This is a genomic window from Micromonospora citrea (genome assembly GCF_049629545.1).
In the GTDB taxonomy this organism is placed as follows: Bacteria; Actinomycetota; Actinomycetes; order Mycobacteriales; family Micromonosporaceae; genus Micromonospora; species Micromonospora citrea_A.
This window is the reverse complement of sequence record NZ_JBNADX010000004.1, coordinates 96,923-109,430: the sequence shown is the minus strand read 5'-3', so window position 1 is coordinate 109,430 and position 12,508 is coordinate 96,923. Positions and strand designations below refer to the sequence as shown.

The 12,508-nt window shown below is 73.0% G+C and carries 14 protein-coding genes and 1 tRNA gene; 6 read left to right on the top strand and 9 right to left on the bottom strand.

The window, feature by feature from the left end; translation table 11 throughout:
- Window positions 1-5 precede the first annotated feature (5 nt).
- From ACPFP2_RS06745 to ACPFP2_RS06725, 5 genes are all read left to right on the top strand, one after another.
- Entirely contained in the window at window positions 6-1,064 is a 1,059-nt protein-coding gene (locus ACPFP2_RS06745) for a DUF4352 domain-containing protein (protein ID WP_424087176.1), read from the top strand.
- A gap of 270 nt (window positions 1,065-1,334) precedes the next feature.
- Window positions 1,335-1,943: a dihydrofolate reductase family protein gene (locus tag ACPFP2_RS06740; protein ID WP_424087174.1), complete on the top strand. Its 609-nt coding sequence runs from the start codon at window positions 1,335-1,337 to the stop codon at window positions 1,941-1,943.
- A gap of 169 nt (window positions 1,944-2,112) precedes the next feature.
- Entirely contained in the window at window positions 2,113-2,307 is a 195-nt protein-coding gene (locus ACPFP2_RS06735; RefSeq protein WP_424087171.1) for a general stress protein CsbD, read from the top strand.
- Window positions 2,308-2,345: 38 nt separating this feature from the next.
- On the top strand, window positions 2,346-3,071 hold the full coding sequence (locus tag ACPFP2_RS06730) for a GNAT family N-acetyltransferase (protein ID WP_424087169.1): 726 nt from the start codon (window positions 2,346-2,348) through the stop codon (window positions 3,069-3,071).
- A gap of 426 nt (window positions 3,072-3,497) precedes the next feature.
- Window positions 3,498-3,965 carry a hypothetical protein gene (locus ACPFP2_RS06725; protein ID WP_424087168.1) on the top strand — a complete coding sequence of 156 codons (468 nt, stop codon included), beginning with the start codon at window positions 3,498-3,500 and terminating at the stop codon, window positions 3,963-3,965.
- Window positions 3,966-4,197: 232 nt separating this feature from the next.
- On the opposite strand, the gene ACPFP2_RS06720 is transcribed toward ACPFP2_RS06725, so the two are convergent.
- Together ACPFP2_RS06720 and ACPFP2_RS06715 are read right to left on the bottom strand one after the other, a co-directional pair.
- Entirely contained in the window at window positions 4,198-4,371 is a 174-nt protein-coding gene (locus ACPFP2_RS06720) for a hypothetical protein (protein WP_424087166.1), read from the bottom strand.
- A complete protein-coding gene (locus ACPFP2_RS06715) occupies window positions 4,368-4,586 on the bottom strand; it encodes a flavin reductase (RefSeq protein WP_424087164.1) in 219 nt (72 codons plus the stop codon). The genes ACPFP2_RS06720 and ACPFP2_RS06715 overlap by 4 nt, the downstream gene beginning before the upstream one ends.
- Before the next feature lie 418 nt (window positions 4,587-5,004).
- Between ACPFP2_RS06715 and ACPFP2_RS06710 the strand changes: the two genes are divergently transcribed.
- A complete protein-coding gene (locus ACPFP2_RS06710; protein WP_067313483.1) occupies window positions 5,005-5,244 on the top strand; it encodes a winged helix-turn-helix domain-containing protein in 240 nt (79 codons plus the stop codon).
- Between the two features lie 278 nt (window positions 5,245-5,522).
- Here the strand turns inward: ACPFP2_RS06710 and ACPFP2_RS06705 are convergent, their stop codons facing one another.
- The 7 genes from ACPFP2_RS06705 to ACPFP2_RS06675 form a co-directional block, all read right to left on the bottom strand.
- A complete protein-coding gene (locus ACPFP2_RS06705; RefSeq protein WP_424087162.1) occupies window positions 5,523-6,059 on the bottom strand; it encodes an SRPBCC family protein in 537 nt (178 codons plus the stop codon).
- A gap of 112 nt (window positions 6,060-6,171) precedes the next feature.
- Window positions 6,172-6,245 (bottom strand) — tRNA-Ala (locus tag ACPFP2_RS06700).
- A 173-nt stretch (window positions 6,246-6,418) separates the two neighbouring features.
- Window positions 6,419-7,207 (bottom strand): hypothetical protein, encoded by a 789-nt coding sequence (locus ACPFP2_RS06695; protein ID WP_424087160.1) that lies wholly within the window; start codon window positions 7,205-7,207, stop codon window positions 6,419-6,421.
- Window positions 7,208-7,384: 177 nt separating this feature from the next.
- A complete protein-coding gene (locus ACPFP2_RS06690; RefSeq protein ID WP_424087535.1) occupies window positions 7,385-7,993 on the bottom strand; it encodes a GNAT family N-acetyltransferase in 609 nt (202 codons plus the stop codon).
- A gap of 32 nt (window positions 7,994-8,025) precedes the next feature.
- Window positions 8,026-9,321 (bottom strand): gephyrin-like molybdotransferase Glp, encoded by a 1,296-nt coding sequence (glp, locus tag ACPFP2_RS06685; protein WP_088977302.1) that lies wholly within the window; start codon window positions 9,319-9,321, stop codon window positions 8,026-8,028.
- A complete protein-coding gene (locus ACPFP2_RS06680; RefSeq protein WP_424087157.1) occupies window positions 9,318-10,313 on the bottom strand; it encodes a UTP--glucose-1-phosphate uridylyltransferase in 996 nt (331 codons plus the stop codon). Before ACPFP2_RS06680 ends, glp begins: the two co-directional genes overlap by 4 nt.
- Before the next feature lie 9 nt (window positions 10,314-10,322).
- Window positions 10,323-12,488: a diguanylate cyclase gene (locus ACPFP2_RS06675; RefSeq protein WP_424087155.1), complete on the bottom strand. Its 2,166-nt coding sequence runs from the start codon at window positions 12,486-12,488 to the stop codon at window positions 10,323-10,325.
- Window positions 12,489-12,508 lie beyond the last annotated feature (20 nt).

The following is a 12,508-nucleotide window of genomic DNA, read 5'->3' as shown; positions in this document are numbered from 1 at the left end:
GTACGGTGAGCCAGCCCCAGCCCCCCTACGGGCCGCAGGACCCCAACCAGCCGCCCGTGGACCCGTTCCCCACGGCGCCGGTGCCCCACTACCCCGCCGACCCGACCGCCGCCCCGCCGCCGGTCTCCGGCCCGCCGCAGAACCCGTACGCGCCGGTCGACCCGACCACCCCGCAGCCGCCGGTCTCCGGCTCGCCGTACGCCCCGCCGCCGGTCTCCGGCTCGCCGTACGCCCAGCCGCCGGTGTCGGGTTCGCCGTACCCGGCCTACGACCCGAACGCGTCGATGCCGCCGGTGTCCGGTGCTCCGTACCCGCCGGTCTCCGGGGGCGGCTACCCGCCGGTGTCCGGGGGCGGCTACCCGCCGGTGTCCGGGGGCGGCTACCCGCCGGTGTCCGGTCCCGGCTACCCGCCGGCGCCGGGCCAGCCGCTCGGGCCGCCGGTCACCTCCGGCTCGAAGAAGAAGCCCTGGCTCATCATCGGCATCGTGGTCGCGGTGCTGCTCGTGCTCTGCTGCGGTGGCGGCATCGTGGCGCTGGCCGTCGGGGGCAAGAAGGCCGCCGACAAGGCGGAGGAGATCGAGCGCTCGCTGCCGACGCCGGGCACGACCTCGCTGCCGGACCTCCCCGGCACCAAGCCGTCGGCGTCCAGCAAGGACGACGGTGAGACCTTCAACATGAAGGCCGGCGACACCCTGGTCATCGAGGACGACGAGGGCACCCTCGAAATCACCGTCCGGAAGTTCTCCACCTCCACCAAGGGCTGCCGCTCGTTCGCCCCGGCGCCGTCCAAGGGCATGTACCTGATCGCCGACGTGACCGCGACGGTGACCAAGGGCAAGGCGTCGATCAACCCGTTCTACTTCCAGTGGGTGGCCGAGGACGGCACCACCAGCAACGGGCTGGCCGCCGCCCTCTCCGGCTGCGGCGGCGACATGCTGGACTCCGGCAGCGGCATCCGGGCCGGCAGCAAGCGCTCCGGCGCGGTGGTCTTCGACGTCAAGGACAAGAACGGCGTCGTCGAGTACGAGCACCGGTTCGAGGCCGCCGGCTCCTGGAAGCCGTGACCTCCGCGCTCGTGTGACGGGCCGGCCCCCTGTTCGGGGGCCGGCCCGTTCCCGTCGGTCGACCCGTCCACCGTCACCGGGTTCCACTGTGGAGAGCACAATGGCGGGTCGTCGTGGACCGCCGATCGTCGGCTCGGTCGCCTAGCCTGGGATCGCCACGGAGGCCGCCGCCCGACGCACCGGGAGCCGGCGCTCCCGCACGGATCCACCGCACCGGCCCGTCTCCCGTCCCGGCCCCCGTGAGGACGGGACCGACCGAGAGGACCCGCCATGAGAAAGCTGATCGTGCAGAGCTACCTGACCCTCGACGGGGTCATGCAGGCCCCCGGGACCCCGCGGGAGGACACCGACGGTGGCTTCGCGTACGGCGGCTGGTCGGTGAACTACTGGGACGACCGGATGGGCGAGGTCATGGGACAGGCGTTGAGCCGGCCCTTCGACCTCGTCCTCGGCCGCCGCACGTACGACCTCTTCGCCGCCCACTGGCCCCGGGTCACGGACGAGAGCGCCAAGCCGTTGAACGACGCGACGAAGTACGTCGCCTCGCGCGGCCGTCCCAGCCTCCCGTGGCACAGGTCCGTGCTCATCGAGGGCGACGCCGCCGGGGGCGTCGCGGCGCTCAAGCAGGGCGACGGCCCGGACCTGCAGGTGCACGGCAGCGCCGACCTGGCCCAGACCCTGATGCGGGCCGGCCTCGTCGACGAGTACCGGCTGTGGTTCTTCCCGCTCGTCGTCGGGTCGGGCAAACGGCTGTTCGCCGACGGCACCGTCCCGGCCGGGCTGAAACTGGTCGACAGCCACGTCTTCGGCACCGGAGTGGTGATGGGCACCTACGTACCCGCCGGGGAGATCCCCCTCGGCTCGCTCGCGCTGGAGTGACCGTACGTAGCCGGAGCCGGTGCCCATCCGGGCCGGCCCGGCGACTCGGTCCGGTCACTCCCGTCCGGCGAGGCCCGCGACCAGGGCAGGTTTCCTCCGTACGGGGACGGGGACGCGGGCAGCAGAGGCGGGCCGCCGTGCTGCCCGCCCGAACCGGCAGGGAGGCGACATGAGCTCCATCGAACGGCCGAGCGAACAGGTCGAACAGGTTGCCGGGCCCGCCCGCGCCCGGATGGGCGACCTGACCCGGGACGAGCGGGCGGAGGCGGAACAGGTGATGCGGCGGGACGAGATCCGGGGCAAGCAGCCCGGGGAGCACGTCCAGGAGGACGCGCGGGACGCGAGGGACGACTTCACGAGCTGACTCCGGGTGACGGCATGCGATTCCCGAACAGGAGGACCATGAGCGGACCCGACGCCGGTGTCGCCGCGTCGTCGCCGAGCCCGGATCCGGGCGGCCCCGTCCTGCGGGCGGCGACGCACGCGGACCTTCCCGTCATGTCCCGCGCCCACGTCGATCTCCTACCGGTGGGGCTGTTCCCGTCCCTGGGCGCACGCTTCGTCCGCCGCTGGCACCGCACGTACCTCGACTCGCCCCACGGCCTCGGCTACGTCGTCGTCGACCCCGCCACACCGGGAGAGATCGTCGGCTTCCTGGTGGGCACCACCGACCATGCCGCCCACACCACGGCACTGGCGGCGGACCGGCGCACGATGGCGTCCCTCGCCGTCACCGGGTTCACCGCCCTGTGCGTCCGGCCCCGGGTCGCCGCCCGCCTGCTGCGCTCGCGGCTGGGGCCGTGGACCCGCCGACTGTCCTCGCAGCGGCAGCGAGCCGTCTCACCCCGCCCGGCGGCACCGGAGGCCGCTCCCTCGCAGGTGGCCGTCATGAGCGCGCTGGCAGTGCATCCGGACTGGCGTGGGAGCGGGATCGGGGTACGGCTGGCCAGGCGCTTCGTCGAGCACGCCCGGGACGCCGGCGCGACGCGGGCGGAGTTGCAGACCTCCACCGGCCCGCTGGGGGCGGCCGGGTTCTACGAACGGTTGGGCTGGGAGGCCGGACCTCAGCAGCGCTCGCCGGACGGGGAGGACGCGCTGCGCACGTACCACCTGGCCCTGCGCGACTAGCGGTACGCCGATCCGGCGATGGCGCCGTCGTCACCGAGCAGGTCGACCACCACGTGGTCCAGGAATTGTCGGTGTCGCCGCTCGTCCGACATCCCTACCTGCCGTTCTCGCTGACCTGGGGCGCGCAGGGTCAACCTCGACAGTGCTGGCTCGCGCGGGTGCAGTTGTCGCACCGCAGTGGACGGTGCTCCCCGCCACTCCTATCGCGAAACTCGCGAATTGTCCCGTTTTAGCCACTTCGACAGCCCGAAAGTGGTGTGGTGGTCGGCAGGCCGTTTTGCGCCATATATAACGCTTCGGGCGGGACGCGACTTACGGACGCGTCCTGCGAGCAGTACCCACGGAGGATGTTCTGTAAAAGTAAAACCCATTCATCGCCTTCGGCGGGCAGCCCTGCCGGCGCTCGCGGCTGCCGCGGCTGCCGCCGTGACCGCCACCCTGCTGGCGCTCAACGCGACCGCCGCCCACGCCCAGGAAGCGCCGGTCGGCCTGGGAACGGCCGGCAACTTCTCCGTACTCGCCGGAGCCGAGCCCACCAACACCGGCCCGAGCTTCCTGGGCCAGAGCCTCGGACGGTACCCGGGGAACACTGCGTCGGGCTTCGAGACGGCAACCATCGGCGGCGAGGTCCACCTCGGCGACGCGGTGGCTCTCCAGGCCCAGAGCGACCTGACCACGGCCTTCAACGACGCCGCCGGCCGGACCCCGTTCATTGGCGACCTGCCTGGCGTCGACCCTCCCTCTGGGAGCGGCTACCGCCCGGCCCGCCACGTCAATCGGACCTTGACACAGGTTCGGACGTCGGCGGGTCGGGCGGTGGCCTGCGGGCTTGCTCGGTCGATGGCAGGCGGGACGGCCGATCTCAACCACCCGCGGACCGCCACCGGCCGGTAAGTGGCCGCCCTGGAGTCCACTACTGCAAGAAATCGAAAAGGCCGTCTCCCACCACGGGAGACGGCCTTTCAGTGGGTGGAGTTGAGGGGATTCGAACCCCTGACCCCCTCGATGCGAACTGGCTGCATCGTGGTCGGGTCGGGCTGCTCCCAAGGTCACGGGCTCTGCTGACGCTCGGCACGGCGTCGTTCGGCTGGCACGGTTGCTGTACTTCGCTGCTGTACTGCTGGCGTCAGACGAGGCACTGGATGCGGACCTTCGGGCGCTCGTTTCTCAGGTGGCCCTGCTTGTGCTGGCGGACCTGCTCGTCCCAGACCTTCTGGTCGTAATCGGGGTCCGGCGGGATCCACTTGTGGGAGCCGTCGCTGTAGTGGAACTTCTCGTCGCCGGGTCGCAGGATGCTCATCGGGTCCAGCCGAGAAATCGGTGGTGCAGGTGGCCGGCGGGGACGTGAGCCAGGTCCTGGGCGGCGTCGACGAGCTGCGCGGCCAGGTAGAGGGCCAGTGACACCGGGGCCGGGTCGTACTCCGCTCGCAGCTCCTGCCGCCGGGTCCGGCAGGGCCAGTCCCCCGCACAGTCGCCGCACGTCCAGGCCGGCTTGATCGGGCGATGAGTGGTCATCGCCGGCCGTCTTTGCTGGGCCAACGGCCGCGGTTGATCGGGATTCGGTGACGGTTTCTGCACGGCAGGTTCGCGCCACAGCGGCAGATGCGCCGCCAGTGTCGCCACGACCAGACGGACCGGTGGCGACGGGCGAGGGTGAGCGCTGCCGCCAGGACGTACTCGTCGTACGAAACCTGTCTCATTGGTTCGCCACAGCCGCCGGGGCGACGTACACCCGGGTAAGCGAATTGGAAGGGATCACTACCGCCTCCTGGTGCCGCAGGTGTCCGGAGGCGTGGATGCCCGATCGCGGAGGATGCGCCGGACATCCACGCCGGCGAGGACGACCCACAGCGCCAACCGGGGGAATCGACCTCCTCGGCAACCTCCCATAGGTACCATTGGGTAGTTAAGGGCTGACGTAGGTGGTCTACTCGTGTTGCCAACCGAGGGGAACACCGTGCCACCGCGTTACCGCTATGAGCAGATCGCCGATGACCTTGCCGAACGCATCGCGACCGGCGAGTTCCCGCCGGGCTCCAAGCTGCCCAGCCGCCGAGAGTTGATCGAGCACTACGGCGTTACAGAGCCCGTGATCGACCGAGCGATGCAGGTGCTACGGATCAAGGGAATGACCGAGACCCTGCCAGGCGTGGGCGTCTTCGTCGCCGAGTAGACCCCTCCCTACAGTCAGACAACGCGGCTTGGACCCCTCGCTTGCAAGTTCTGGGCGCTCCGTCCGGGAGGGTCCGTGCAGGGCGTGGTCATCCGGAGCCACCACGCCTTGGGCGAGGACAGCCGAATTCAACCAAGCGGCGTGCTCGGATGGCGACGCTCAACTCAGACGTTGAAGCGGAACTCAGAGCCGCTGCCTTGCCACCAGCAGGAACGGCGCTTGACGCCTGCTCACACGGCGTCTTGGGTTGCCATCGCTGATGGCTACTTCACGACGTTTCACGCTTTGTTGTGCCCCATCTGTGCCCCACCGTCACCGGGCATTTTTGTTGCCCCATCCTCATGGGCTGAGCGAGGAAGCCTTGCCAGGGTGGCAGCAAGATAGGCGTTGCGGCGCGCGATGAGCCGTTGCAGGTACGGCCGCAGGATGAGGCTGGCCACGAGGCCACCAACGGGTCCCATCGGCGCAGTGAAGTCGATGACATCGCGCATGAGCGTTGCCGAGGGGTCAGCCGGGTTCGGCGTGAAGCTGTGCTCATGGCGCCATCGACCGAATGGGCCGCGGATCTGCTCGTCCGTGAAGCCGTACGGCTGCCGGTAGTCAGTGATCCGAACGGTCATCCGCCAGGGAAGGCCGAAGTGCCTGGCCTCCCACGTAACCGCATCGCCGGACTTCAACCGGCCGGTCGTTACGCCGCCGACCGCCCGTTCGGCGCTACCTTCCATGGACTCGGCGTGCATATCAACATCGAGGCAGGCGTCGAAGACGGTCTCCGGGGCTGCCTGAACATCCGTAGTCAACTCGATGCGCGGCACACAACCACCGTAGGCCCCTGGTCGCGCCGCGAGCAGAGGCTCCCGGGGCTCACTGCTGCACAAGATCGAAAAAGGCCGTCTCCGACTGGCGGAAACGGCCTTTGACCTTGGGTGGAGTTGAGGGGATTCGAACCCCTGACCCCCTCGATGCGAACGAGGTGCGCTACCGGACTGCGCCACAACCCCTCCGCCGGCGAACCGGCTTCGGTCCCCCTGGCTTGCACCAGGCGGGCCGGCGACAAGGCTAACAGGTCCACCGCCCGCCCGGCGAATCACCCCCCGGCGCGGTGCGATCTTGGCAGGCGGCGGCCCCTGAAGTGGGGCCGCGCGACGATCACACCGCCGACACCCGGCCGGGATCAGCGCGGGCGGCCGGAGGAGTAGGGACGGCCGCGCAGGCCGCCGGAGCGCCGGTACATCACCGAGCCGCCGCCGCTGGCCGCCGCCGGCAGGTCGCCGGAGCGGTCCAGGCCCATGGCGGTCCGTCGTACCGCCTCGCGCTGGGCCGCCAGGCGGCGCTGCGCCTCCCGGCGGGCCGCCGCCCGGCGGGCCTGCTCCCGCCGCACCTCGGCCTGCCGGGCGGCCAGCCAGGCGGCCTCCCGGGCCCGCAGCCGCCGTCGGCGGCGCTCGGCCACCGCCCGCGCCCGCAGGTGTACGACGTACGCCACGAGCAGCATGCCGGTGACCGAGACGCTGATCCAGAAGCCGGGGCCGACCACGATCACGCCGACCAGTTCGACGACGTTGAGCAGCACCAGCGCGGCGAGCACCCGGCGTCGCCGGTAGACGGCGGGGGTGTGGTGCCGGCGGGGCGGCGGCCGGCGGCGGGCCCGCTTCGGCGGGGGCGGCACGGCGCGCAGCCGCCCCCTGCGGCGGCCCGGGGCGGGCGGCGCGGAGACCGGCGCGGTCAGGCCGCCCGTATTCGCATCTTCACTGAGAGTGACGACGAGGGCGCGGGACGGGTTGACCGGTCGCCGCCCGGGGACAGTACGACGCCGCCGGCGGCGCTGGAGCACCCGCGCCGTCGACTGCGCCCGCTCCGCCACCAGCCGCTCCGTGGCGTCGTACCGGCGAACCAGCGCCGGCGCGAGGGCGAGCAGGCCGGCGGCGGCGAGGACGGCGAGGAGCACCGAGGTCGGCACCCTCACCCCTCCCGTCACCGAATTCGGGGCAACCACCGGGCCACCGCAGGATCTTCCAAGGATGGTCGTCCACGGCGCAGATCGTACGGGCGGGCAGTGCTTGCCACAGCTTGCAGTTACTTGAGGTTACGGGCTGTCAACGGTCCTGCCGGCGCGCCGCGCCGATCCCGGCCGTGGGACGGCTCACCCCGCGGTGGCGCGGATCCGGTGCCACCGCGCCAACAGTCCACCTTCGGCGGCCACTTCCTCACTGGTCATCGCGTATCCGATGTGGTCGCGCCACGCACCGTCGATGTGCATGTAGCGCACGTGGTACGCCTCCTCGCGGAAGCCGAGCTTCTCCACCACCCGCCGGGAGGGCCTGTTCTCCGGCCGGATGTTCACCTCGACCCGGTGCAGCCCACCGGGGCCGAAGGCGTGGTCCACCGCGAGCGCCATCGCGGTGGGGATGATCCCGCGACCGGCCACCCGGGCGTCCACCCAGTATCCGACGTACCCGGAGCAGAACGCGCGCCGCACGATGTTGCCCACGTTGAGGTGCCCGACCAGTCGGTCCCGGCCGTCCTCGCGCAGGCAGACCGCGAACGGCATCCCCTCGCCGGTACGGGCCGACCGCCGCTGGTCGGCGTGGACGTAGCGGAACGCGGCCGGCGAGTTGGTCTCGTCCCAGCCGCCGGGCAGGTGCGACTCCCAGGGCGCCAGCCAGGCCCGGTTGGCGCGGCGCATCTCGGACCAGGCCGCGGCGTCCGAGCGCCGGTACGGCCGCAGCACCACCGGCCCGTCGACCAGCACCGCGGGCCAGCCGGGCGCCCGTGCGAACCAGTTCACCGGCGCCGGTCCAGCAGGAGCACGTCCACGGTGGAGCCGGCCGCCGCGCTGGTGACCCGCTCGCCGAGCACCATCAGCCCGTTCGCCTCGGCCAGGCCGGAGAGGGTGAACGGCCCGCCCGGCAGCGGCTGGACGGTGTAGCCGCCGCCGCGCCGCTCGGCGACGTGCGCGGGGCGGAACTCGCGCAGCCCGCCGGGCGAGGTGATCGTCTCCAGCAGGTGCGCCCGGACACTCGGCCGGAACACCGGCTCCGCCCCGGCCAGCAGGTTGATCGCCGGACGGGCCAGCACCTCGAAGCCGATCAGCGCCGCGCCGGGCTCACCGGGCAGACAGACCACCGGCACCTCCTCGGCGCCGACCGTACCGAATCCGAGGGCGGTGCCGGGATAGAGCGCCACCTCGGTGAAGGTGACCGGCCCGGCACGGCCACCCTCCCTCCTGGACAGGATCCGGCGGACCATGTCGCCCGGGCCGGTGCCGGTGCCGCCGGTGGTGATGATCAGGTCGGCCCGCAGGGTCTGGTCCTCCAGCAGGCCGCGCAGCCCCTCCGGGTCGTCGTCGCAGATGCCCACCCGGTACGCCAGCGCGCCCACCTCCGCCGCGGCGGCGGTCAACGCGTGCGAGTTGGCGTCCACCACCTGACCGGGCTGGCTGCCCCGGCCGACGTCCACCAGCTCGTCGCCGGTGGCCACGATGACCACCCGAGGGCTGGGCCGGACCACCACGTGCCCGATCCCCGTGGCGGCGAGGACGGCGACCAGCGCCGGTGAGACGTACGTGCCGGCGCGGGCGAGCAGGGTGCCGGCGGGCAGCTCCTCACCGGCGCGGCGGACGCCGTACCCCCGCTTGGGGGTGCGGAAGATCTCCACCGCCGCCATGCCCTGGTCGGTCCACTCCACCGGGACGACCACGTCCGCGGCGACGGGCAGCGGAGCCCCGGCGGCCACGGAGAAGCACGAGCCCGGGGTGAGCCGGACCGGCCGCCAGCTCGCCGCTCCCAGGTCGCCGACCACGTTCAACCGCACGGTACGGCCGCCCGGCCCCCCGGAGGGGACCGGGCCGTAGCCGACGAGGTCCTCCCAGCGTGCCGCGTACCCGTCCACCGCCGCCTGGTCGAAGGCGGGGAAGGAGTGCGGCGCCACGACGTCCTCGGCGAGGACGTTGCCGTACGCCTGGGTGAGGTCGAGGTCGAGCGGAGGCAGCGCGCGTAACCTGCGCAGCACGCTGCCCAGGTAGTCGGCGAGCGGCGTCAACTCGTTCGCGGCCGCCTCGGCGTCGGCCGTCGCGGTCATGTACTAGGACCGCCCGACGCGTCGCGCATCCCGTTGAGGATCGCCGCGGTGACTGTCTCGTCGCCCTTGTTGACGAACTCCGCCAGCCACTTGCGGAACTCGGCGCCGAGGTCCTCGCGCTCGGCGGCGATCTGCACGACCGTCTGGAGGTAGCCCAGCGGCATGCCGGTGTCGTAGCGGGTGCCCCGGTAGACGATCGCGTGCACCGGCACCCCCTCGTGGCGCAGCAGTTCCATGGCGTCGGTCAGCTGGATCTCGCCGCCGCTGCCCGGCTCGGTACGCCGGATCGCGTCGAAGATCCGCCCCGGCAGCACGTACCGGCCGAGCACGGCGAGGTTGCTCGGCGCCGCCTCCGGATCGGGCTTCTCCACCATGCCGGTGACCTTGACGACCTCGCCGATGTCGGTCAGCTCGGACTCGGCGGGCTCGACGGAGGCGATGCCGTACCGGCTGGTCTCGGCCGGGTCGACCTCGAAGAAGGCCAGCACCACGCCGCCGGTGCGGGCCTGCAGCTCCAGCATGGCCGGCAGCAGCGGCTCGGACGGCTTGACGAACTCGTCGCCGAGCAGCACCGCGAAGGGCGCGTCGCCGACGTGCGACTCGGCGTACCCGACGGCGTGGCCGAGACCGAGCTGCTCCGGCTGGCGGCAGGTGTGGATCGCGGCCAGTTCCTCGGTCCGCTTGACGGCGGCCAGCAGTTCGGGCTTCTTCGCGAGCCGCTCCTCCAGGTCGGGACGGCGGTCGAAGTGGTCCACCATGGCTGTCTTGCCGCGCCCGGTGATCAGCAGCACGTCGGTGATCCCGGCCTGGGTGGCCTCCTCGACGATGTACTGGAGCACCGGCCGGTCGACGACCGGTAGCAGCTCCTTGGGGACCGCCTTCGTGGCCGGCAGGAACCGGGTGGCCAGGCCGGCGGCCGGGATGACGGCCTTGGCGGCGCGGGGACGACCGGTTGCGGCGGCCGCTGAGGGGTTCGCTGAGTGCTCCGACATGTCGCGAGACTATCGGCCACGGCTCTGTCTCGGCGGTTGAGGACCGGAAGACGCGCCGCCCGTAGCCGGCTGCGTCACACCCTGGGCGGGCCGGGGCGTACCGGCGGCGTGCCGGCCGCCGGCCTCCACCGGGGCCGCGCCGGGCCCGGCGCGGGGCAGCCCGTCCTCCGGGCTGACCGCCCCGGCCGGGACGGTGATCTCCTCCGTCGGCGCGTCGGCGCGCTGCCCGGTGACCCGGTAGCCGTCGCGCCCGGCGGCCTTGGCCGCGTAGAGCGCCTCGTCGGCGGCGTCGAGCACCTCCTGGCCGGTGCTGGCGTGGTCCGGGTAGACGGCGATGCCGATGGAGACGGTCACCGGGATGGAGAGGTGCTCGTCCACGGTCATCGGGATGTCCCGGACGGCCGAGCCGAGCCGCTCGGCGACGATCGCCGCGCCCCGGGCGTCGGTCTCGGGCAGCAGCAGCACGAACTCCTCGCCGCCCTGCCGGAACGCCAGGTCGACCTCGCGGATCTCGCCGCGTACCCGCCGGGCGAACTCGGCCAGCACGGCGTCGCCGGCCGCGTGGCCGTACGTGTCGTTGACCCGCTTGAACCGGTCCAGGTCGAGGGCGAGGATGCTCAGCATCCGGCCGAACCGGTTGGCGCGTTCCACCTCTCGACGCAGCGACTCCCGCAGGTAGCGGTAGTTCCACAACCCGGTCAGCGGGTCGGTGAGGGAGAGCCGTTGCGCCTCCTCGTGCACCCGGACGTTCTCCACCGCCACCGCCGCGTGCCCGGCGAAGGTGCGCAGGGTGGCAAGGTCGTCGTCGTCGAACTCCGCGCCGCCGAGGCGGTCGTAGAGGGCCAGCACCCCGACCGCCGGGTCGCGGCCGGTCGCATCACCGGCGGCGGGCGCGGCGAAGGGCACCGCCACGTACGTCTCGCAGTGCGGCTCCCCCACCGGCGCGGTCGCCGGTTCCACCCGTCCCCGCCGCGCCTCCCCGGTGGCCGCCACCGACCCGATCACCCCGGCCCCGACCGGCACCCGCAGCTGCCCGTCCGGCAGCCGGCCCTCCAGCCCCTCGGCGCACCGCCCCACCAGCACGTCGCCGCCGTCGAGCAGCAGCACCGCGCCGGCCCGCGCCCCGGTGGCCGCGACGGCGCTGTGCAGGATCACCCGCAGGATGCGTTGCAGGTCGTGGGTGCTGGCCAGGGTGTCACCGAGCACCGCCAGGTGCCCGCGCAGCTGGTCACGACTGCTGGTGAGGGCGGTCACGTAGCCGGCGGTCTCGCGGGTCATCCGGTTGAACGCGCCGGCCAGCCGCCCGATCTCGTCCCGGCTGCGCACCGGCACCCGGGCGGTCAGGTCGCCGTGGGCGACCCGGTCCACCGCGCCGGCCAGTTCCACCAGCGGCCGGGTGGTCACCCGGGCCAGCCGCCAGGCTGCCAGCACCGCCAGCACCACGGCGAGCAGCACCGCGCCGAGCAGCACGGCGGGCAGCCCGGCCGGCTGCTCGCCGGAGACGGAGAGCACCAGCGGCAGCGGCTGCCCGGGGGACGGGCCGAGCCGCCGCGCGTACCGGCCGTCGGGGGTTTCGGTGACCTGCTCGCCGGTGGCGGCGAGCACCGTCTCGCGTACCCCGTCGGTCTCGGTGGTGAAGGTGACCCGGTCGGCGTCGCCGTCGAGCAGGGTGACCGCGACGCCGGTCGCGGCGGCCAGCCGGGCCACGAACGCCGGGTCGACGACCTGGGCGGCGGCGACCGTGCCGAGCGCCGCGCCGGCCGGGTCGCGCAGGTCCACCCGGGCGCTGAGCGCCCGCACCGGACCGGGCACGGCCCGGCTGCCGGAGCAGTCCTGCCAGGGCGTCGGGGGCGCGCCCGGAGTGACGTAGGTGGTGGTGCCGGCGACGTCGGTGACCAGTACGGCGGCGGCGAGTCCCCGGCTGACCACCTGCCCGGCGGCCCCGGCCCGGGCGGCCGGGTCGACGCGCAGCGCCACCGCGTCGGCGGCGGCGCGCAACTGCTGGCAGAGGGCGTCGACCGAGGCGCGGACGGTGGACGCGGCGAGCCCGAGGCGGTCGGCGGAGCGGCTGCGGTCGACGGCCGTCAGGGTGGTGCCGACGAAGACCGCGCCGACCAGCACCGGGCCGAGCACCACCGCGAGGAAGGCCGCCGTCAACCGCCCGCGTAGCGTCAACGCTTCCCCCCGGATGTCCC